25 protein-coding genes are annotated in these 21,883 nt (G+C 44.2%); 12 read left to right on the top strand and 13 right to left on the bottom strand.

The window, feature by feature from the left end; all coding sequences use genetic code 11:
• Positions 1–62: 62 nt before the first annotated feature.
• From napF to KI742_RS01640, 6 genes are all read left to right on the top strand, one after another.
• Positions 63–548: a ferredoxin-type protein NapF gene (gene napF / locus KI742_RS01665; protein WP_005373529.1), complete on the top strand. Its 486-nt coding sequence runs from the start codon at positions 63–65 to the stop codon at positions 546–548.
• 47 nt (positions 549–595) lie between these two features.
• A complete protein-coding gene (locus KI742_RS01660; protein ID WP_005373535.1) occupies positions 596–904 on the top strand; it encodes a chaperone NapD in 309 nt (102 codons plus the stop codon).
• Complete coding sequence (gene napA, locus KI742_RS01655; RefSeq protein ID WP_005389060.1) at positions 901–3,390, top strand: periplasmic nitrate reductase subunit alpha; 2,490 nt, start codon at positions 901–903, stop codon at positions 3,388–3,390. The genes KI742_RS01660 and napA overlap by 4 nt, the downstream gene beginning before the upstream one ends.
• 78 nt (positions 3,391–3,468) lie before the next feature.
• On the top strand, positions 3,469–3,924 hold the full coding sequence (locus KI742_RS01650) for a nitrate reductase cytochrome c-type subunit (RefSeq protein ID WP_005389061.1): 456 nt from the start codon (positions 3,469–3,471) through the stop codon (positions 3,922–3,924).
• A gap of 28 nt (positions 3,925–3,952) precedes the next feature.
• The gene (locus tag KI742_RS01645; RefSeq protein WP_005373542.1) at positions 3,953–4,531 is read left to right on the top strand and encodes a NapC/NirT family cytochrome c; all 579 of its coding nucleotides are present in this window, start codon (positions 3,953–3,955) and stop codon (positions 4,529–4,531) included.
• Between the two features lie 11 nt (positions 4,532–4,542).
• On the top strand, positions 4,543–4,677 hold the full coding sequence (locus KI742_RS01640) for a TIGR02808 family protein (protein WP_005373546.1): 135 nt from the start codon (positions 4,543–4,545) through the stop codon (positions 4,675–4,677).
• A gap of 173 nt (positions 4,678–4,850) precedes the next feature.
• Here KI742_RS01640 and phaC read toward each other — a convergent pair whose 3' ends face one another.
• From phaC to KI742_RS01620, 4 genes are all read right to left on the bottom strand, one after another.
• Complete coding sequence (gene phaC / locus KI742_RS01635; protein ID WP_285384935.1) at positions 4,851–6,626, bottom strand: class I poly(R)-hydroxyalkanoic acid synthase; 1,776 nt, start codon at positions 6,624–6,626, stop codon at positions 4,851–4,853.
• 66 nt (positions 6,627–6,692) lie between these two features.
• Positions 6,693–7,040, bottom strand: a complete 348-nt coding sequence (locus tag KI742_RS01630; protein WP_005373550.1) for a phasin family protein — start codon at positions 7,038–7,040, stop codon at positions 6,693–6,695.
• 44 nt (positions 7,041–7,084) lie between these two features.
• Positions 7,085–8,293 carry an acetyl-CoA C-acetyltransferase gene (locus KI742_RS01625; RefSeq protein WP_285385017.1) on the bottom strand — a complete coding sequence of 403 codons (1,209 nt, stop codon included), beginning with the start codon at positions 8,291–8,293 and terminating at the stop codon, positions 7,085–7,087.
• 12 nt (positions 8,294–8,305) lie between these two features.
• On the bottom strand, positions 8,306–9,046 hold the full coding sequence (locus KI742_RS01620) for an SDR family oxidoreductase (RefSeq protein WP_005373555.1): 741 nt from the start codon (positions 9,044–9,046) through the stop codon (positions 8,306–8,308).
• 739 nt (positions 9,047–9,785) lie between these two features.
• Here KI742_RS01620 and KI742_RS01615 point away from each other — a divergent pair.
• Both KI742_RS01615 and KI742_RS01610 read left to right on the top strand, forming a co-directional pair.
• Positions 9,786–10,406: a LysE family translocator gene (locus tag KI742_RS01615; RefSeq protein ID WP_021035942.1), complete on the top strand. Its 621-nt coding sequence runs from the start codon at positions 9,786–9,788 to the stop codon at positions 10,404–10,406.
• Positions 10,407–10,421: 15 nt separating this feature from the next.
• Positions 10,422–10,688, top strand: a complete 267-nt coding sequence (locus KI742_RS01610) for a hypothetical protein (RefSeq protein ID WP_285384936.1) — start codon at positions 10,422–10,424, stop codon at positions 10,686–10,688.
• 58 nt (positions 10,689–10,746) lie between these two features.
• On the opposite strand, the gene secF is transcribed toward KI742_RS01610, so the two are convergent.
• The 4 genes from secF to KI742_RS01590 form a co-directional block, all read right to left on the bottom strand.
• Positions 10,747–11,649, bottom strand: coding sequence for a protein translocase subunit SecF (gene secF / locus KI742_RS01605; RefSeq protein ID WP_005373567.1), 903 nt, complete (start codon positions 11,647–11,649; stop codon positions 10,747–10,749).
• Positions 11,650–11,651: 2 nt separating this feature from the next.
• Positions 11,652–13,490 carry a protein translocase subunit SecD gene (gene secD / locus KI742_RS01600; RefSeq protein WP_285384937.1) on the bottom strand — a complete coding sequence of 613 codons (1,839 nt, stop codon included), beginning with the start codon at positions 13,488–13,490 and terminating at the stop codon, positions 11,652–11,654.
• Positions 13,491–13,654: 164 nt separating this feature from the next.
• Positions 13,655–14,134, bottom strand: a complete 480-nt coding sequence (locus tag KI742_RS01595) for a hypothetical protein (protein WP_033906372.1) — start codon at positions 14,132–14,134, stop codon at positions 13,655–13,657.
• Positions 14,135–14,302: 168 nt separating this feature from the next.
• Positions 14,303–14,971 (bottom strand): SH3 domain-containing protein, encoded by a 669-nt coding sequence (locus KI742_RS01590; RefSeq protein ID WP_005385650.1) that lies wholly within the window; start codon positions 14,969–14,971, stop codon positions 14,303–14,305.
• Positions 14,972–15,074: 103 nt separating this feature from the next.
• Here KI742_RS01590 and KI742_RS01585 point away from each other — a divergent pair, with 103 nt between their 5' ends.
• Together KI742_RS01585 and KI742_RS23525 are read left to right on the top strand one after the other, a co-directional pair.
• Positions 15,075–15,623, top strand: a complete 549-nt coding sequence (locus tag KI742_RS01585; protein WP_017635183.1) for a hypothetical protein — start codon at positions 15,075–15,077, stop codon at positions 15,621–15,623.
• Positions 15,624–15,904: 281 nt separating this feature from the next.
• Positions 15,905–16,135, top strand: coding sequence for a hypothetical protein (locus tag KI742_RS23525; RefSeq protein WP_080276950.1), 231 nt, complete (start codon positions 15,905–15,907; stop codon positions 16,133–16,135).
• A 24-nt stretch (positions 16,136–16,159) separates the two neighbouring features.
• On the opposite strand, the gene KI742_RS01580 is transcribed toward KI742_RS23525, so the two are convergent.
• Both KI742_RS01580 and KI742_RS01575 read right to left on the bottom strand, forming a co-directional pair.
• Positions 16,160–16,783: a class I SAM-dependent methyltransferase gene (locus KI742_RS01580; protein WP_285384939.1), complete on the bottom strand. Its 624-nt coding sequence runs from the start codon at positions 16,781–16,783 to the stop codon at positions 16,160–16,162.
• A 5-nt stretch (positions 16,784–16,788) separates the two neighbouring features.
• Positions 16,789–17,244 carry an Lrp/AsnC family transcriptional regulator gene (locus tag KI742_RS01575; protein WP_005373581.1) on the bottom strand — a complete coding sequence of 152 codons (456 nt, stop codon included), beginning with the start codon at positions 17,242–17,244 and terminating at the stop codon, positions 16,789–16,791.
• 148 nt (positions 17,245–17,392) lie between these two features.
• Between KI742_RS01575 and KI742_RS01570 the strand changes: the two genes are divergently transcribed.
• Entirely contained in the window at positions 17,393–18,319 is a 927-nt protein-coding gene (locus tag KI742_RS01570) for a DMT family transporter (RefSeq protein WP_053307237.1), read from the top strand.
• Between the two features lie 94 nt (positions 18,320–18,413).
• Positions 18,414–19,076 (top strand): flagellar brake protein, encoded by a 663-nt coding sequence (locus KI742_RS01565; protein WP_017819882.1) that lies wholly within the window; start codon positions 18,414–18,416, stop codon positions 19,074–19,076.
• Positions 19,077–19,078: 2 nt separating this feature from the next.
• Here KI742_RS01565 and KI742_RS01560 read toward each other — a convergent pair whose 3' ends face one another.
• Genes KI742_RS01560 through slyA form a run of 3 tightly spaced genes read right to left on the bottom strand, consistent with a single transcriptional unit; the run spans position 19,079 to position 21,678 of the window.
• Entirely contained in the window at positions 19,079–20,116 is a 1,038-nt protein-coding gene (locus KI742_RS01560) for a DUF2955 domain-containing protein (RefSeq protein ID WP_017635179.1), read from the bottom strand.
• Between the two features lie 12 nt (positions 20,117–20,128).
• A complete protein-coding gene (locus KI742_RS01555; RefSeq protein ID WP_285384940.1) occupies positions 20,129–21,187 on the bottom strand; it encodes an HlyD family secretion protein in 1,059 nt (352 codons plus the stop codon).
• Positions 21,188–21,222: 35 nt separating this feature from the next.
• Positions 21,223–21,678, bottom strand: a complete 456-nt coding sequence (gene slyA, locus KI742_RS01550; RefSeq protein WP_017635177.1) for a transcriptional regulator SlyA — start codon at positions 21,676–21,678, stop codon at positions 21,223–21,225.
• Between the last annotated feature and the right edge of the window lie 205 nt (positions 21,679–21,883).

Genomic DNA, 21,883 nt, shown 5'->3' with positions numbered 1-21,883 from the left:
CAGTTTATTAATGAAAATTGTGGACTATGCTTAGTTTGGGTTCCAAGTTTCGAGGTGACTAAGTGGTAGACCTTTCCAGAAGAAGACTCTTTGCAAGAAAAGCGCACCCCGACAACGCCGTACGTTTGCCTTGGTTAACTAAACCGCAACAGTTTACGGACGATTGCACTCGCTGCGGTAAATGCATTGAGGCCTGTGAAACAAAGATTATAACCAAAAGTGATGGCGGATTCCCCTCGGTCGATTTTTCCATCGATGAATGCACATTTTGCTATCAATGTGCAAACGCCTGTCCTGAGCCCCTTTTCTTGCCAGAAACAGAACAACCTTGGCAAGCAAAAGCAAGTATCAACGATAACTGCTTAGCAAAACAAAATGTCGAATGCCGAAGTTGTGGGGATATGTGCGACCCGATGGCAATTCAGTTCAAATTAGAACTGGGGAAAGTAGCACAACCCAATTTAGACCTTGATGAGTGTAACGGCTGCGGCGCCTGTGTTTCAGTGTGCCCGACTTCATCCATCAATGTGAGCAATACAACAGCCTAAGCCGAATGTCGTCGGCCAAAGGCAATAAAAATAAATGAGAGAGCTATATGTCACTAAATGAAGTGCATATTTCAAGTTTGGTAGTACATGTGCTGCCGGAACATTTGGACGAAATCAAACAAAAGATAGAAGCACACGAAAATGCGGAAATCTATGGTGACAGTCCTGAAGGCAAGATTATCGTCGTACTTGAAACTGAGAACCAAGGTTTCATCACAGACACTATCGATGCCATTAACAATTTACCGAACGTCTTAAGCACGGTATTGGTTTATCACCAAATCGAAACTGGGCTTGAAGAAACGGATGAAGAAGACACTGGAACACAACATTCCCAAATCGAGGGTGAAGTATGAAAATGACAAGACGTGCGTTTGTGAAAGCAAACGCGGCTGCATCAGCTGCTGCTGTCGCAGGTGTGACACTACCAGCATCTGCAGCCAACCTGATTGCAAGCTCTGATCAAACCAAAATCACATGGGACAAAGCACCTTGTCGTTTCTGTGGTACAGGCTGTTCTGTTCTTGTTGGCACTCAAAACGGCAAAGTGGTAGCAACACAGGGTGACCCAGAAGCACCAGTAAACAAAGGTCTGAACTGCATCAAAGGTTACTTCCTTTCTAAGATCATGTACGGTCAAGACCGTCTAACTCAACCGATGCTACGAATGAAAGATGGCAAATTCCACAAAGATGGTGAATTTACACCTATCTCTTGGGATGACGCTTTCGACATCATGGCTGAGAAATGGAAAGCTTCCCTCGAGAAAAAAGGCCCAACAAGCGTAGGTATGTTTGGCTCAGGCCAATGGACAGTAATGGAAGGCTACGCTGCATCAAAGTTAATGAAAGCAGGCTTCCGATCAAACAACATTGATCCAAACGCTCGCCACTGTATGGCTTCTGCCGTTGTAGGTTTCATGCGCGCATTCGGTATCGATGAGCCAATGGGTTGTTACGATGACTTTGAGAACGCAGACGCTTTCGTTCTTTGGGGCTCAAACATGGCAGAGATGCACCCGGTTCTATGGACTCGCATTACTGACCGCCGCCTAAGCCACCCTCACGTTAAAGTGAACGTGCTTTCTACTTACTACCATCGTTCATTTGAGTTGGCAGACCACGGCTACATTTTCAATCCTCAGTCTGACCTTGCAATTGCTAACTTCATCGCAAACTACATCATCGAAAACGATGCAGTAAACTGGGACTTCGTGAACAAACACACGAACTTCACTCAAGCAGACACTGACATCGGCTACGGTCTACGTGACGATGATCCGCTACAAAAAGCGGCGAAGAACCCGAACTCTGGCAAACTCACTTCTATCTCATTCGAAGAGTACAAGAAATCAGTAGCGCCATACACAGTAGAGAAAGCATCTGAAATCTCTGGTGTTGAGAAAGAGAAGCTTATCGAGCTTGCGAAGCAATACGCGGATCCAAACACGAAAGTGATGTCTCTATGGACGATGGGTATGAACCAGCATACTCGTGGTGTATGGATGAATAACTTGGTTTACAACATCCACCTACTAACCGGTAAGATCTCGACTCCGGGGAACAGCCCATTCTCACTAACGGGCCAACCATCAGCATGTGGTACCGCTCGTGAGGTTGGTACGTTTGCTCACCGCCTACCAGCGGACATGGTGGTTGCTAACCCTAAACACCGTAAGATTGCAGAAGACATCTGGAAACTGCCAGAAGGTACGATTCCACCAAAACCTGGCTTCCACGCCGTATTGCAAGACCGTATGCTGAATGACGGCGTTTTGAACTGTTACTGGGTTCAATGTAACAACAACATGCAAGCCGGTCCAAACATCAACACAGAGCGTCTTCCAGGTTACCGCAACCCAGAAAACTTCATCGTTGTGTCTGACCCATACCCGACAGCAACAGCACAAGCAGCAGACCTTATTCTTCCTACCGCAATGTGGATTGAAAAAGAAGGTGCTTACGGTAACGCAGAGCGTCGTACCCAAGCTTGGTACCAACAAGTGGGCACAGTCGGTCAAGCAAAATCCGACCTGTGGCAGCTAATGGAGTTCTCGAAACGCTTCAAAATGGAAGAAGTGTGGCCTGAAGAGCTTCTAGCGAAAGCGCCTCAATACCGTGGTAAAACAATGTACGACGTACTTTACCGCAATGGTAACGTCGACAAATTCCCTATCGAAGAAGCTCGTGAACTGAATGACGATGCTCACCACTTCGGTTTCTATGTTCAAAAAGGTCTGTTTGAGGAATACGCAACATTTGGCCGTGGTCACGGTCATGATTTGGCTCCATACGACCGCTACCACCAAGTACGTGGTCTACGTTGGCCTGTTGTTGATGGTAAAGAAACACAGTGGCGCTTTAAAGAAGGTTCAGACCCATACGCAAAAGAAGGTTCTGGTTGGGACTTCTACGGCAATGCTGATGGCAAAGCGAAGATCATTTCCGCGCCATACGAAGCGCCACCAGAAGTACCGAACGATGAATTTGATATGTGGTTATGTACTGGTCGTGTTCTTGAGCATTGGCACACAGGCACCATGACTCGTCGTGTACCTGAATTATACAAAGCAGTACCAGACGCAGTGTGTTACATGCACCCAGAAGACGCAAAAGCACGCAATGTTCGTCGTGGTGAAGAAGTACTCATGGCAAACAAACGCGGTGAAGTACGCGTTCGTGTTGAAACTCGCGGTCGTAACCGTCCGCCAAAAGGTTTGGTATTCGTACCGTTCTTTGATGCACGTATTTTGATTAACAAGCTTATCCTAGATGCGACTGATCCACTGTCTAAACAGACAGACTTTAAGAAGTGCCCAGTCAAAATCACTAAGATTGCTTAACCTTCAGATACTGAATGCTACGGCCGTCATTATGGCGGCCTAATAAAGAATTTAAGCCATAAAGGCGGAGATGAAATGATGAAAAAATTACTTGTCGCAGTTTTATCTGTAGGTGCGTTAGTGACAGGCATTGCGCAAGCTGAGTTGGATAATCCTGGTGGTATTGGTGGTCTAGAATCTTTACGTGGAATGTCTCAATTGGAAGATACGCGTCCAGCAGACGAGTTCAAAGACTTCCCTAAAGATCAAATCGTTGAAGACAGCTATGTTTATCAACCACCGTTGATCCCACACAGCATTCGTCACTACGAAATTTCGTTAAATGCTAACAAGTGTCTTGCATGTCATAGCTGGAAAAATGCAAAAGAGTCAGGTGCGACTAAAATTAGCGTAACGCACTATGTAAACAGAGAAGATGCGGTACTGGCAGATATGTCTCCTCGTCGTTACTTCTGTTTGCAATGTCACGTTCCACAAACGGATGCAAAACCACTAGTGGAAAACGAGTTTAAGGCAGTCGATTCGCTTCAGTAATTGAAACGCGAGTACTAAGAGGTTACTTATGAAAATACTTAAAGCGTTTTGGAAGAGACTGTCGAGCCCGAGTAAAGCTGCCGCTGGTGTGGTTTTATTTCTAGGCTTCGCTGGTGGCCTTCTATTTTGGGGCGCATTCAACACAGGTATGGAAGCAACCAACACAGAAGAATTCTGTTCTGGCTGTCACGCGCCGATCGTTGCTGAAATTCAAGAAACAATTCACTACTCCAACCGATCTGGTGTTCGTGCGATTTGTTCAGACTGTCACGTTCCTCATGAATGGACGGATAAGATCGTTCGTAAAGTACAGGCATCTAAAGAGCTATTTGCACACTTCGTAACGAAGACGATCGATACGCCAGAGAAGTTCCAAGAGCGTCGTGGACACCTCGCAGAGCGAGAGTGGGCACGTATGAAGAAGAATGACTCTCTTGAATGTCGTAACTGTCATGAGTTTGATTTCATGGATTACTCTCAGCAAGGATCACGTGCGGCAGAACAACACTCCACCGCTCTCGCTTCAGGCGAGAAAACATGTGTAGACTGTCACAAAGGTATTGCGCACAAACTACCAGACATGAGCGGCGTTGAAGGCTGGCACTAAGGAGACTTACCATGAGTACATTAGAATCTGTAATTTGGCATATCCTTGGCTACAGTGCTATGCCAGTGATTATTCTTTCCGGCTTTGTGGCGGTAGCAGCAATCTCTCTCTGGCTGCTGTCATTTGGTAAGGATAAAGAGGTGTAACGTAACGCATCTCTACTCGTCAACTAGCCTATTTGTTGACACTGAGCGCCGAGCAAATGCTCGGCGCTTTTTATTTATTGCTCAATGGTACTGCCAACAATAAATAAACAAGCAATCATACATAAAAAAAGCGACCATAAAGGCCGCTAAGATTTACTGCTATAGGGAGTTGTTTAAGATTCTTTTACTGGCAGAACCTGTTTGACGTATTGTCCTGGCGCTTCATCAATAACCGGATGGTTTTCTGAGCCAATAGGGAAAGGCTCAACTTGCTCTTTAGGGTTGAATTGGAATAACCACTCGTTCCAGTGTGTCCACCACGATCCCTCTTTGTGTTCCGCGTTATTCAACCACTCATCAGCAGAGTCATCCAAATTATCGTTCAACCAATAACCATACTTATTTTTAGCTGGAGGGTTCACGATGCCCGCAATATGACCAGACTCACCGAGGACAAACGTTTTGTTACCACCCGTGTTCAGCGCACCACGGTAAGTTCCCTGCCATAACGCAATGTGGTCTTCTTTCGTTGACACAAAATAGCTAGGAATTTTGATCTTATTTAGATCAATCCATACTCCACCAATTTTGACGCCTTTATCTTGCACCAGCTTGTTCTCTAAATAGAGCTCGCGAAGCAAGAAATTGTGAGATGCAGCGCTGACGTTGGTGCTATCGCTATTCCAGTACAACAAGTCGAAATCAACCGGACTGTTACCCTTCAAGTAATTGTCGACGTAGTAGTTCCAGTACAAGCTGTTTTCACGCAGTAAACTAAACGTCACGCTTAAGGAACGGCCGTCCATATACCCTTTTGCGTTATTTTGCGCTTCAATTGCACTAACAATGGTGTCATTGATATACGCGCCGACTTCACCTGGTTGAGAGAAGTCGAGCAACGTGGTGAAGAAAGTGGCAGACTTAATGCGCTTCTTCATACGTTTTGCAGCGTAGTACGCAACCGTGCTTGCTAAAACAGTACCACCAATACAATAACCAGCAGCATTGATTTGCTCTTGTCCTGTTATATCTTCAATTGCAGCGACGGCTTTCACTACGCCTTCTGTCACGTAGTCACCAAACTCTATGTGCGCTTGTGCCTTGCCTGGATTGCGCCAAGACATCATAAATACACTGTGCCCCTGCTCTAACAACCATCGAACCATTGAGTTCTTTGCCGTTAAATCAAGGATGTAGTATTTATTGATGAAAGGTGGGACGATGAGCAGCGGCGTCGCATTCACTTTCTCTGTTAGAGGTCGATATTGAATCAACTCAAACAATTCGTTTTGAAAAACCACATTGCCCTGTGTCGTCGCAACGTCATCGCCCACACGGAATGCATTGTTATTCGTCATACGAATTTTTAAAATGTCTGCGCTCGACTCAACGTCTTCTTTCAACTGCTCTAAGCCTGCCAGTAAGTTTTGACCGTTTTGCTCAAGTGTCAGCTTCAAAAGCTCTGGGTTAGTGGCGATGAAGTTGGAAGGAGAAAGGGCGTTAATGGCTTGGCGAGAGAAAAAAATAATACGTTCTTTCGTCTTTTCATCTAAGCCTTCCAAAGACTCGATGGTGTCCAGATAGGTCTTACTAAATAAAAGGTAGGATTGTTTGATGAAGCTATACATGGCTTCATTTTGCCACGCTTCGTTTGAGAAACGCTTATCCCCTTTTTCAGCTTCGACGATTTGTGCTTGGTTCCCTGCCAATGCAACATTCTGCCAAATTTGCAGCTGCTGTTCCCACCACTGTGCTTGCAGCTTTAAAATCGCAGCAGGCTGATTCGCAGCTTGTTCGAACAGTTTGGCAGTATCCTCAAAGTTCACTTCTTGCATGGCCTTGTTTAAAGGAGAGTTCACGACTGCCTTGTTCACTTCGAAATCATGCCACCACTGATGATTGGTTTCCTGAAGCTTCACAAGATAGTCCGAAAAGAAGTGTTGAAACATAGTCTTACTCCTATATTCGGAAAAAACAACGCCGCCCAAATCTAGGGGCGGCGAGAATCGGACAAATTACGCTGGAGTAACAGTCTTTAGATTTTCCGAAGTCATTTTCTCAACGTCTTCTTTGAACTCTTTTGCAATCGCTTGAAGCTTGTTGCTGTCATCCATCATTTGTTGAGAAAGTTTAGTAAGTACGCTTAGTTGCTGGCTGTTGAAAGCAGTCAATGACGTTACGTCTTTGATTTCTGTCGCTGCTTTCATCTGGTTTAGACCCACTTCACTGTATGTGCGAATGGCGTTCAATTGAAGCTCGGTCAACACTTCTACGTTTTTTGTCACTAGCTTGTTGAACTTCAAGTAAGGTTCTAGATTTTTTTCAGTTTGATCGCTAAATGTTTTGAAGAAATCTGTGTACATGGTTTGTCTCCTAGAGAAAGAATTAAAAATGTCCGTTTAAATAATTACTTAACTGTCTTTACAACCACAGCCGTGCCCATGCCGCCGCCCACACAAAGTGAAGCAACGCCATATTGACCATTTTGCTTATGAAGCTCGTGAACCAGCGTGACTAAGATTCGGTTTCCAGATGCACCAAGCGGGTGTCCTAGCGCGATAGCACCACCGTTAAAGTTCGCTTTATCTTGAATCGCGTCAACTGGAACTTGGTTTGTTTCCGCCAACTGATGAATCACGCCAAGTGCTTGCGCTGCAAATGCTTCGTTTAACTCGTAAACGTCGATGTCATTTACTGTGAGTTCCGCTTTTTCGAGTGCTTTATTGACGGACTCAACAGGACCTAGGCCCATGATCTTCGGATCAAGACCCGATTGCGCGTAGCTTACGATCTCAGCAAGCGGCGTTAATCCATGCGCTTTAACTGCGCTTTCAGACGCCACGATAATCGCACTCGCGCCATCGTTAATACCTGATGCATTACCCGCAGTCACAGTGCCTTCGCGGTCAAAAGCAGGACGTAGCTTGCTTAAGGCTTCCATTGTCGCGTTCGCTTTTGGGTATTCATCCGTATCAAACATCACGGTTTCACGGCGTTGCTTTACTTCCACTGGCACAATTTCGTCTTGAAATTTGCCAGCTTCGATAGCGGCTACCGCTTTCTGTTGGCTAGACAGCGCGTATTCGTCTTGCTGCTGGCGAGTTAAGCCGATTTGTTTTGCTACGTTTTCTGCCGTCACACCCATGTGATATTGGTTGTAAACATCGGTTAAACCGTCCGCTACGAGCAGATCTTTTAGCTCCAGATTGCCCATTTTGTTGCCATCACGAATGCTGCTTGGTGCAGCAAACGGAATCTGAGACATGACTTCAACACCCGCTGCAACAACGATCTCAGCATCGCCACTACGGATATGGGACACGGCATCCATGACCGTTTTCATGCCACTACCGCAAACCATGTTTACGCCATATGCAGGAACAGATTCAGGAATCCCCGCAAACAGTGCCGCTTGGCGGCCAACACCCATTCCTTGACCTGCACCAACAACGTTGCCAACAATCACTTCGTCAACCTTGTCGCCAGGCAACTTTGCCGCTTCCAACGCGCCTTTAATCGCTACTGCTGCCAGATCGCCAGCAGAAGTATTTTTCAGGCTGCCACCAAAAGCACCAATTGGAGTACGCTTCGCCGCTACGATAAATACTTTTTCCATCATCTTCTCTCCTTAGTGCATGTATAGGCCGCCGTTCACCGACAAAGTCTCTCCGGTGATGTAGGCGCCCGCATCGCTGACCAAGAAGCTCACTGATGCTGCAATTTCTTCTGGTGTCGCAAGACGTTTCATCGGAATTTGGTTCGTGATGGATTCCAGCACTTCTGGCTTCATTTGCTCAACCATTGGCGTACCCGTGTAACCCGGAGCGATAACATTAACTGTCACACCCGAGCGAGCACCTTCGTATGCCAAGGCTTTAGAGAAACCGATCATCCCAGCTTTCGCCGCCGAGTAGTTTGCTTGACCAAACTGCCCTTTAAGACCATTGACTGAAGAGATATTGATGACACGACCACCGCCTTTTTCGCACATTGCAGCAAAGAGGGGTTGCGTAACGTTGAATAAACTATTGAGGTTGGTATTGATGACATCATTCCAAGCTTGCGCAGTCATCTTTTTAAACACGCCATCACGTGTGATTCCTGCGTTGTTGACAACAACATCAATGGTTCCTTCCTCCCCAAGCAATTGCGCCAATTTCTCTGCACACTCTGTCGTGTTTGTTACATCCAACTCAAAAAGGCGAACCTGATCTTTGGTAAACCCTTTGCTGTTGAACCACTCCAGCGCACATTCGTAGTTACCTGTGAAATAAGTAGCGATTACACGGTAACCGTCATTGACTAATTGAGAGGAAATAGCAGAACCAATTCCGCCTTTTGATCCAGTGATCAAAGCGACTTTCTTCATTGAAGACTCCATTCTTAACGGCATTTAAAAAGCAAACTTAATACACTGATGAAATAGTTCACCAACTGACGTGTTTATTTATTCTTTTGACAACCAATCCCGTGCTGCCTTTATTTTAAGTTAACCTAGAAATATTACATTTCAAATAAAAAACTCACCCAATTGCATAAGATTGATTTAGATCTCATTACCCGTGAAATGTTATAAAATGGTTAATTTTACATAAGCCATTGTTTTAAATCACACTTCCACAGAAGCCACACCAACAGAAATAGAAACATAATTATTAAATATCATGCACTTACATACAGAATGGTAGACGTTACATTATGTCATGATTTAAGATCTGAATTTTAAGCCTATATGATTACAACAAACTTGAGATTAGAATAATAATTCAATTATCAGTAAAAATAATTATCAAACATATCATTTAATTACTGCATTTAATGATAATTTAGTTATCAATTAGATTATTTTAATACAGTGATGATTAATACCGATAAAATATAATAAATTAAATATATTTAATCTAAAAATGATATAAGAGCTTGTCTCATACTGGTGCAATACGCACTATTATGACGCATAGATTAAAATATAATTTCATTTTAATTTTATATATTCGAAGAACATCAACTAGCTACTAGCGAAAGTAATCGTTCGCTTTGTAGTAGCATCCTTTTCCACTTTGCACTATCTTTGTGGCTTCTCTTTAATCACTAAATCATCAACAGATATGAATCTTGCATTGCTCAGTATGTTCATCCCTACTTTCTTTTTTGTCTCAATCACGCCTGGTATGTGCATGACTCTCGCCCTAACGTTAGGTATGAGTATCGGTTATCGTCGCACGTTATGGATGATGATAGGAGAACTTCTCGGTGTTGCGCTAGTGTCAGTCTCTGCGGTGTTAGGTATCGCTGCGATTATGCTCAATTATCCTTGGATGTTTATCGCATTAAAGTTCATTGGTGGCGGTTATTTACTCTATCTTGGTGTTGAAATGTGGCGATCGCGAGGGAAACTTGCGATTAATGTCGACAACTTAGAAACACCAAAGAGTGACAATATCGCACTGATCATGCAAGGCTTCGTTACCGCAATCGCAAACCCAAAAGGCTGGGCATTTATGATTTCTCTTTTACCGCCTTTTATAGACCAAAACGCAGCGCTTGCACCGCAACTGATCATACTTGTCTCCATTATTTTACTGTTTGAGTTCATTTGCATGTCTCTGTACGCTACTGGTGGTAAAGGGTTGAAACACGTATTAGGTCAGTCTAAGAATGTACGCCTAATGAACCGTATCGCAGGCACTTTAATGATGGGAGTTGGTGTCTGGTTGCTACTAAGCTAAGGCAAACTGGAAACAATGAAAAATATTCTGAATAAAATCGCTAAAGTCATGAGTGAAGTATTGGACTTTCAAGCCCGAGTTTGGGTTGTGAACGTCTATAGCGGTGAGCATAAAGGCGAGTCTTATGTCGTTAATGAAGATACTTTCTCTGTACCTCTTCAGTGGATGAAGAAGAAAGGCTACCAAGAGTCGATGTTGAATAAAGTCGAAGCAATGAAGCGCTCACAAGTCTTAGAGTTCGATTTGGGACTTGTGAAACATCGCTTGATGCGCGTGAAATAAGCACAAAAAAGCGCCACTCAAGATGAGTGGCGCAAGCACTTTTACCTTAAAAATAATGCTACGGCGCTGCGTCAATCTCAACTGGAAGATAATGTTTCGGCTCCAGTTTCAACCACTCCGGCAGCACAGTACCAATCGAAATCGAAGACCATGTACCCGACAGAACGCCAATAAACATGGCGGTTGAGAAACCAGCCAAAGGCGCTCCTCCCATAATCCATAATGCACCAACAGTGATCAATGTCGTACCAGATGTCACCATAGTGCGTGAAAACGTCGCGATAACAGCTTGATCATTGATGTCTTCTGTTTTCCAACTCTGTTTCGCAATCAACAGCTCACGGATTCGGTCTGCAATGATGATCGAGTCATTCAATGAGTAACCTAAAATCGCCAGCACAGCAGCAAAAACGGTTAAGTTGAACTCCATTTGAGTAATTGCAAAGAAACCAAGCACTAAGATCACATCATGAGCCAAAGCAAACAGTGAACCGCTTGCCAAACGCCACTCAAAACGGAAACACAAGTAACCGAGAATACTCAACACACAAATCAACAATGCTAAGCCACCTTGTTCAAACAAGTCTTGGCCAACTTGAGCGCCAACTATACTGTTGCTGACAACATCAACTTGGTGAGAGATTGGCTTCAACACCTCTTCTACACTTGGCAACGTTTGTCCATCTTCCGGCGCAGAGTAACGGATCACCCAACGGCCATCTTCACCAGAGCGTGTCACTGACGCAGATTCACCAAGCTTTGGTTGCAGAACGTCAAGCAGATCATGGTTAGTTAGCTGCTTATCTACCTTTACTTCTGTCACCATACCGCCAGTGAAGTCCAAACCTAGGTTCAACCCTTTAAAGCCTAGAGCGACGATCGCGATCACCGTTAAAATGATGGAAACTAGCGTAGTAAAGTAGCGAATTTTACGAATATTTTGTTTTAGCATTTCGACCATGATTAAACCCTCACTTCACGACGGGCATCGCGGCCCCAAATTAAATTGATCATTGCTCGAGAGGCAAATACGCCTGTAAACATACTGGTTAACAAACCTAATCCGAGTGTTAAGGCAAAGCCTTGGATTGGGCCATTACCGATGGCGTACAAAATCACGGCGGTGATCATGGTAGTAATGTTGGCATCAAGGATGGTCGAGAATGCGCTGTCAAAGCCAAGATCAATCGCTTGAGCGAAGCTGCGGCCTTCACGCATTTTGTCCTTAATACGTTCGAAAATAATAACGTTGGTGTCCACTGCCATACCGACGGTTAACACTAAACCTGCAATGCCAGGAAGCGTTAGCACCGCACCTGGTAACAAGGCAATTAGGCCAAGCAGACAAAGCATGTTGGCACAAAGCGCCACGTTTGCTACCCAGCCTAAGCGGCGATACCAAAGTGCCATAAAGGTCAGTGTTAAACCCATACCTAAAGCCAGTGCTGCAAAACCGTTTTCAATGTTTTCTGCACCCAGAGAAGCACCGATAGTACGCTCTTCCACAATAGTAACCGGCGCGGTTAGTGAACCCGCACGAAGCAATAGCGCTAACTGCTGCGCATCGTCCATGCTACCTGCTCCGGTAATGCGGAACTGGCTACCAAGTTGAGATTGAATAGTCGCGACGCTGATAACGCGCTCACTACGCTCGGTTACACCGCGATCGTTTGTCTTGTACTCTCGGTAAACGGTCGCCATTGGCTTGCCGATGTGAGTTGCTGAGAAGTCGCTCATTTTCTTACCACCAGCGTGGTCAAGAGAAATATTTACTTCTGACATGCCCATTTTGTCGACACCAGCACGAGCGTTCACGATGTGCTCGCCCGTTAGAACTGGTCGTTTTGCCAAAATGACAGTACGACCGTCATTATCTTGAAGAACAAGATCTTGGCTGCTGTGTGCTTGGCTCGCATCTTTCACTTCATAAAACGCCAAGCTTGCTGTTGCACCAATAACGTTTTTCGCTTGAGCAGGATCTTGTACACCAGGGAGTTCAATTCGAATACTCTCTTTACCTTGGCGTTGCACTAGTGCTTCTGTGATACCAAGTTCTTCAATACGACCACGCATGATCTTCAGGTTTTGTTGAAGAGTCGACGATTGAAATTCTTGGATATTTTGTTCACTCGGTTCAAGCACAAAGCCACGAGATGAACTTTTTGAAATCCAGCCCGGGTAATTTTGACGCAAGAACTTGTTCACTTCCGACAATGCTTGCTCGCTGTCACTGTTTACCGTAATTCGGTTGCCGCTTTCTGCTCGAACTTGCACACCACGAACACGTTGATCACGTAGGTTCGCTTTGATTTCATCAATCAATGCATCACGTTGTTCTTCAAACGCTTTATTCACATCAACATTCAACAAAAACTGAACGCCACCACGAAGGTCAAGACCGAGCTTAATTGGGCTAAAGCCCATCTCATTCAACCATTCTGGCGCAACCGATACGTATGAGAAAGTGATGCTGTCGTCTTTATTTAGCTCTTTGTTTAACAACACACGAGCTTTACTTTGCGCATCTTCACCATCGAATACAATGGTTGTTTTGCCGTCTTTTTCGATGATTTTGTCGGCTGAAATATGGTTGGTTTTTAGCAGTTGATTCAGATGAACAACCGACATTTCACTGTTGTTTTGCTCCGAAAACGTCAACTGGATAGAAGGCTGTTCGCCAAACCAAGTGGGTATAGCACTTAGGGTTAAAATAATGACCGTCGTGATTAATACTACATATTTCCAAGCTGAGTAGTGATTCATCAGCTTTCTGTTCTTTTGCTGCTTTGGTGTTTTTTTCATGTAAACATCATCCCTTCACGATGAAGTGAAGCTTTTAATAACAAGGCTTAACACACGACAGATGCTCCCAGAATAAATTCAGGGTATGAAATGCTCAGAACGCTCACGTCCTGTCGAATACAATCGTCGTGTTAAGAGTGCACAATGGTGCAAATAAATGGTGTTTAGGCAGAAAACTGACTATTGAGTGCGACGTACATGGCATTGGTCTCTTTCCAACCAGAAATGCGATGATCGCTTGTGAAATGATAAAATGTGGACTGGTTGTGACGCCAGTTAATGTCCATCAAGCTGTATGCGTAACCCGCATCAGCGTAAAACGGAGTAGTGAGATCGCCGACAAAATCTACGTGCTCGTCATCAAGCCCTTCCCGTAAGTAAGACGTCCAGCGCTGAGAGTTAAACAAAGCAACGGAATCGAGACTTGCATGGCCTTCAGATACTGGAGATTGAGAGCTTTCTTCTGAGACTTCAGAAAAATCGACGGAAGAGTTTGGCGATACACTTGCGGCTACAAAAGGTTGTAGCTTAGAAAAGTGCGGTACGTGAGCCTTGTGGTCGATTTGCGCAGCAGATACATGCACTGGTAGCAATACCATTGCAAATAGCAGCAAAATCAACTTTCTAAGGTAAATCCAAGACATAGGAACTCACTAAAAACACAAAGAGCCAAGTTAGGTCACTTGACTCGTTGATAGTATTCCTATTGATTATGGTTCACAACTAAAAAGTTATAAATCTCTGATTTCAGGTTTGCATCGTTATTGCATTTATCAAAACGTCTTTAGAGAACTAGTGTAATTGGTCGTGAGTTATCGATAAAAAATATCGCCCTTATCAACATCTAAGTAGATCTTGTTCTCTTGCTCCAAACCGCCACAATAGATGAAGTAAACGTTGCGCTTTTTGAACGTCACAGAACGAACCCAGCCTCCGAGCTCCTCAAAATCACTCGGATCACAGGTTTCATCGTCTAACAATTGCTGTGTTTTCTTACGGAAAATATCCAAGTGAACTTTTAAATCATCCGACTTCTGTAGGTATTCATCCAATATCTCTAAGCGCTCTTGCTCTTTAATAACTGGCTCTGCATCCGATAACCCTTCAGCATTCAACCATTCGGCTTTTTCTTCTCCACCCTCTTCATAGACAAGATAGCCGGAGATTCGGTACCACCCATCTACTTTTTCTAACACCGATACTTTTTCTCCCTTATAGAGCGTATCGACAACTAAAGCATTAGGGTTAGGCTTGTTGTAAACATTGACACGACGCTCAATAACGTAGTACTCGGTAACTTCCGGGGGAACGGCTTCTAAATCCAGAATCGGTTTGGATGTTTCTTTTTGCAGTGACGATTGCTCGACTTGTGTAGCCTTTGGTGCTTCAGGTTCATCTTTCTGCATAAAGAAGAAATAGTATCCAGCCCCCGCTCCGCCGAGCAACAGCATGACAATCAATGCGACGAGAATTTTCTTCATGCCCTTTTCCTTTTCATTCTTTATTCTTATCCCACCAGCAGCACGCATGTCGTAGAAATTTGGGTATATACTCAAAAGAGCAGGTCAACTAACGCGAGCAATAATGATCAACAGACTCAATTGGATACTACTATTTCTTCTGTTCCCGATAACGGGGCACGCCAATATTCAATGTAACCCATCGTCGTGGAATGACAATCTTACCCAATTCAATCGTTTAGAGTCCAATTACAATCAGCATGTTGAGGTATTCAATACACTTTTGACCGAACATAAACAGCGTCAGTTATTGTCCGAAACCTTTTCACTGCATGAGCTCGTGCTACTTTGGCGTGCCAAGTCGAACCAAAATGTGTTCAAAGCGCAATTAAAAGCATCGATTCAATACAAAGAAGAGCTCACAACTAAAGCGAATCAGCTGCTTAAATTGAGCACACAATCCCAATGGTCAGCAAATGGGTGGGAGATACTGGCCCAGAAGTGCCGCGAGTCAAACAAAACAGCCAATCAAATAACTGCGGAATGGTATAACACCAACGCTTTGGAACTTGCTGAAGATTACAAGCGCCTCTCTTCACAATATCAAACTCTGTCACAAGTCTATGATAAAGAAGCCCGAGCGCTTCAATACGCTCAAGATGTTTCGAAGTAAAAACAGAGCCAGTTTTGAATAGACGATGTTGGTTTTTCACTCCAATATTGGACGTTATTCGTGCTTTTTATCTTTCCTTAGTCGTTAATGATATCAAATGTAAATAATGGGATTGTTCCCTTTGACAAACTTGACTAAACCATGACCAAGACAATCAATTTATAGAGACATACGTCACATTAATGCTTTACTTATGGACATTTTTTGGTTAGTTTAGCCATTAATAAAATTTAATAAAATTTAATAAAAAGTCACATTTGGCTGGAGATGATGCTACAAACATGGTTATCAATCGATTAAGTAACAGGGAATGTCCTAATGCTACCAAAGCCAAGTTTTTGTCAGTAGTTAGGCACGTAAAAGAGTTCGGTTCAATCAGTGATTTGGATCTTTGTAAAATCTTCGGAGAAACAATATGGAGTGATGGGAGGGAATACCATTCAGCCGCGTTCTCATTCAAGGTTGATAGATACACAGGTAACTGTGAAATCTCACAATACAAAAACCAATAAGGCTTAAGAATTTATTAAGCGGAGTCAGGAAACGGACTCCGCTTTTTTGATCATGGCAATCGTAAAGTCGTGCTCGGAGTATCCCTCAATCAATCGTGTATTCGGACACAGCAACCGACAATAGCGAAAGACACCTTCTTTATTGTGCGACGCTAACATTTTCATGCTGGGTAGTTTGGATTCATCCAACAAGTTAAACACACAACCTTTCTCTGTTGCTCGGAACATTTTATCAATCATTTCAATGGTGTGATTTGGGTTGGTGGCTTGATAGTTCAATGATCCGGAAGCAAAAACAAAATCGCAACGAGGCAATACCAACGTTGAAAAGTCACCACATATAAACTTACTTTGCGTGCGAAAATCTCGTTTTCTGGCTTCAGAGATAAATTGTTTTTGCTGATCAATGCCAATATAGCTTTGAGGATGCCCCCCCGTAAGTTCGATAAACGCTAACAAGTCTCCGTAGCCGCACCCAATATCTAAAATACTTGAACCGTCTAACGTTAACCCTCGGCACAACGCCTCAAAACGGCTGATCTGACTATACTTATCTGCCCATCCCAGAGTTCGGGCTCTGTCTTTACCAAACTGTCTATATCGCTTTCGATGATAGTGGGCAATCTTAAGTCTATCGAAAAATTTCATCTTTCTTATGCATAAATCGGCAAACTGCCATTTCCTTTCACTTGTCTAATCGCTAGGTGGGTATGAATATCTTTCACATTTTCTAATCGCTGTAACTTTCTAGTAAATGTTTCATAACCAGCGAGATCTTTACTGACCACCTCTAACAGGTAATCATAGGCCCCTGATACGACATGGCATGAGATCACTTCATCCATCTCAACAACGGCATGTTCAAACTCATCAATCGAAGAAGCTTGGTGGTTATTTAAACTCACTTCAACAAATACAGTCATCGCGATGCCTACAGTGTCTCTGGACACAATAGCTCGATAACCACTAATTACACCTTCCTGCTCCAAACGCTTAATGCGCCTTGCACAAGGTGATGCCGATAGCCCTACTTGGTCAGCAAGTTCTGCAGTTGTCAGAGTGGCATCCTTCTGCATTAGGTTGATAAGTTGCCTGTCAATTTTATCCATTTATTCTTCCGTGCCTTTAATCACTAATAATTAACATTTATACGCAATTTATCACCAACATCAAGCCTAATTACGTCAAACTTTGCCTCCCTTTGGCAAGAGTTTTATTCAACAATTAACACATCATTTACAAATGGACATGTCGATAATGATCTTGGGATACGCAGCTATATTAACGACCTTACTGCTTTGGTCTGGTTTCTTTATTTCTTTAAAAGGGGGCGCAATTTCTGCCTTGCAGCCAGCCGATATCGCGTTAGTTCGCTTTCTCATCCCAAGTATAATTTTATTACCATTTGTGATTAAGCATAAACAGTCGCTGCGCGTAGTGCCTAAACGCTACCTGGTTGGTGTTGTGGTTGGAAGCGGCCTTCCCTATCTTCTGGTCGTCGGAACGGCTATGCATTTCGCTCCCGTGGCGCACGGCAGTGCATTAGTACCTGGCACTTTGCCATTGTTTGTTTCTGCTATCGCGGTACTTTGTTATCAACAGTCGCTGAGTGCTCACCGCTTAATCGGGCTTTCTACGGTGTTGTTAGGGATTTTCGTATTCCTTCTTTCTAATAGCGGCGCAGAGTACAACTGGTCTCAATTACAAGGGCATATCCTGTTTCTAACTGGCAGCATCATGTGGGCTGCTTTCACCATCAGCGCTCGTGTCGCCAATCTTAATGCACACGTCTGTGCAGGATTCGTTGCAATTGCGTCTTTGGCTCTGCTCATCATCGCCGTTGGTTTCGGGTGGGTAGACAGTTATTTGGTGGTAACACCGTTCAGCCAGTGGCCATGGGAGGAGTTATTTGGCCACGCGATGCTACAAGGTGTTGGCGCAGGTTTAATCGCTTCTTTCACTTTCATTTATGCAATTAGGATCATCGGTGCCGAAGCCAGCGCAGCTTTTGGTTCATTAACTCCAGTCGTCGCGACACTTCTTGCCGTTCCAATTTTTGGTGAACAACCAGATTCTCTCACTTGGTTAGCGCTGATGTTGGTCACATGCGGCAGTATTGTGGCAAGCCAAATCTTTATGAAAGGTGGAATGAACCAAACTTATCGCCCACCACTTCACAGATAGCGATGATTTTACAAAAACTTATGCCTTACTATCTTGAATAACAAAATGGCGTTTTGATAGCCTCAGCTTAACTAAAAATTAAAACGCCAATGTGATGCCAGCCACTCATACTAAAGATGAACTGCATAGGTTTCTCAAACCGGGAATGAAACTTTCTACTAATTTCGAATTTGGGCCTAAGGATCAATATACGTATTCCACCACCTATCTTGGGATGAAAGAAAATGCTTATTTGATTCTTGATATACCAATGCGTTTGCTTGAAGAGCAAGTGATGAGGAAACTCCCCAACGCCGATGTCATCGTGCGTGGAGTATCAGATACGGAGTTAGGCCATGTCATTGCGTTTAAGTCCAGCGTGCTGACGACGACCGTTCGACCATCCCCCCTTTTGTTTATCCGCATTCCAGGAACATTTGCAACCAAACCAGTTCGGGAACATGAGCGTTACAAGTTGCAAATGGACTGTAACGTTATTCATGCAGGGAATGTCTACGACGGTAGCCTTATCGATTTTTCTCTAGCAGGTGTTGGTATATCAACCTTGATTGAGCCCGAATTCAACGTGGGTGAGAGTGTTACCATCGAATGCCCGTTAAGCCACTATATCGGAGAAGAAAATCGATGTGTCATTGCCAACATTAAGAAATTGGCGAAGGGATGGGTAGTTGGAATTAAGTTTGCTAGTTCCATTGAGATGACTCACGAACTAAAAACAGAGTTACTGGAGCAATCCTTTCTAACCAGTAACGTCTGAACTTACTGCTCGCTAAAGCGCGTCGCCTCAAAGCTGTTGAGTATTCTGTGAACCGTATAGGTCACAAGCAGCGTCGCAACAATAGCAAACAAAATACTGCTCACGCGATACAGCGCACTGAACATTAAGTCACCATCCGGAGTAAGATATTGGCCGAACAAAATGCCTAATGTGGTTAAGCCGCCAAATCCGGCTCCCGAACCGCTAGACTCTTTCACGTGCATATAGCTGAACATCATAGCCCCAATCCAAAGCAATGGGACGATAAACAATAAGGTATCCGACCAATCGTATAATACAAGTTGTCCGACGATACCAAAGGTCACCCCCATCAAGGTTCCCATTGCTCTTTTTCGCGCATACCCTAAAGCACCGTTCCAATGCATAGGAAACAATAAAAGCAAGGTTGTCGCCTGAGCAGACATAGAGTCACTGAGGTCAAATAGCTGGAATACAAGGAAAGACATTGTAGCGATACTCGCCCCCATAAGGGCTTCATGACGCATGCGATGACTCTGTTTAGGCTGCGACGGTTTCGCTGGTGGCTGACGAGGTTCCGCATCGGGAATCAAAAATGTCACCACATAAGCAACGATCACTGAAATAACATTCGCTTGCAGATTGCTAAATATTAGGTCATTTAAGTCAGTGGTTGGATAACTCGCAAAATGCAGCATGATGCTTAAGCTCAGTACGCTGTTCGCTCCAAATAAGAACAAGCTCCCTTTTGACATACAGGCGAATTTATATAGGAACAACCCGAATGCAATGATTGTCATCATGCCTGGGTGCCCACCAAATAACCCACCAAGCACACCAACTTCTAATCCACACACAACCGCTGAAAAAATCAGTTGTCGTGCGGCATGTAGACTCATGACTGGCACCATTCCAAGTAACAACATCGGGGTTACAGTAAAGAATACGCCATAGTTCCAACCAAATACTTTACATAAAGTGAAACCAATAGTCGCACCAGTTGCAATGCGCAAACACTGACGGAAGTCGTTTTCCGACATGGGGTGGTCCCATAACTTCATATCGCCTCCTCGTTAATAAATATAATGAAGAAGACTCAAGAATTGGATCTGGAATCTCGCTAACCAGCCAGATAATGCGTTTTCTGGCAGCAACTGCACGGTTGCTCGTGCCCCTGCTGGAAATGCACGCTGCTGAGGCTCATCGATAGCTAAATGTAAACGTAAGCGCTGCGCGTCTCTCACCCAACGGTTTGAGTCAGTTGGTGTTGCTAAGCGACCATCCGCATCGAACTGGCCCGAGCTGACCCCAGCATCCACACTCGTAATACGAGCTTCAAATACATCACCAGGCAAGCTATCAAAAGCCACTAACGCACGGCTGTTCTGATTAAAGTGTCGTAAACTCTTTTCACGAAAGTCGGCAATGATATCCACGTCATCGGAGACTAAAGCGACAAGAGGTGTACCAGCTGCCGCATAGGCCCCCGTCTCCAGCTGCAAGTTAGCGACAACGCCATCATGTTCCGCCGAGACTTGAGTGTAAGACAGATTAAGTTCCGCTTGTTTTAGCTGGTTTTGCGCTACGCGGATATTCACATTCGTCGCGCCTAAATCACCGCGGTTTACTTCCAACTCTTTTAAACGAGCACGTGCGGCCAGTAAGTTCGCTTTAGCTGCCGTTGCACTGCTCTGTGCGTCATCGCGCTGCTGTTGCGAAGTACCATTACGGTAAAACAGGGTATTAAGACGTTTTGCTTCGCGAACTTTTTGTTCCGCCACGATTTTGCTCGCTTCAACGTCTGCTTTTGCCGCAGCAATAGAAGCATCAAGTTGTTCGTTGTTTTGAATCACACGCTCAAGGTTAAGTTGAGCCTTTTCTACGGCGAGCTGATAAGGCTGGGGATCAATCTGAAATAGTAGATCGCCTTGGCTTATTTCTTGGTTGTTGGCAACATAAAGATGCGTAATCTGCCCACTCACACGGGGGGCCACTTTAGTTACCACACGCGTTGCCATTGCCTGAGGCGTCAACGGCATGGCGAGATCTGCAACTAGAAAATAGGCAAAGACAAGGACAAACGCGACGCAAGAATATTTGATCCAACGTGCGAATTTTTGATCTGGAGTCATAGGCGTTTACTTCTCTTTTTATTCGGTTTTCTGACTTATTCGCTAAGTGAATCAAGCGCATTGTGAGCAATCTGATCAAGAATCAATGAAAGCTGCTGAAGTTCCTGGTCGTTGATGTCCGTTAGGAGCTTGCTTCGAACTTGAAGAATTCGAGCCTCCATTTGCTTTAGTAGGGTTTTCCCCTCTTCTGTGAGGCTAACAATACGTGCTCGCTTATCGTGTTCACAGCAATGGCGAACGATCAGAGATTGCTCTTCTAATAATTTTAATGTTCGCATCAACGACGCTAACTCGATCTCAAGCGCTTCAGCCAAATGCTTCTGACTGATGTTGTCACCCATTCGATAAAGCTTCCATAACGCAGTCCAACGCGGATACGTTAGGTTTAAAGGCTCTAACTCGCGATCTGCAACCATTTTCCACAAACGAGCAACACGAGATAATTTTTCAGCCAGAGAAAGGTCTCGCAAACTGTTGATGTCTTGAATCATAAGATCTACTCAATTACTTAGCGTGCTAAGTAATATAAAATAGTTAGCACGCTAAGTAAATATCTTTTTGTGATTGAAATCACGTAGGGTGTGTCAGTGAAGGGGCAGAAATCTAAGTAACACAACACGATGTTTGAACTTGAAATGCAGCGATGTACACAACAAACGTCGAGACCAATAAAGTCTGATTTGTATAAGAGTAAAA

It is taken from the genome of Vibrio sp. D417a, from assembly GCF_030248595.1.
In the GTDB taxonomy this organism is placed as follows: domain Bacteria; phylum Pseudomonadota; class Gammaproteobacteria; order Enterobacterales; family Vibrionaceae; genus Vibrio; species Vibrio alginolyticus.
This window is presented reverse-complemented; position numbering and strand designations above follow the sequence as displayed.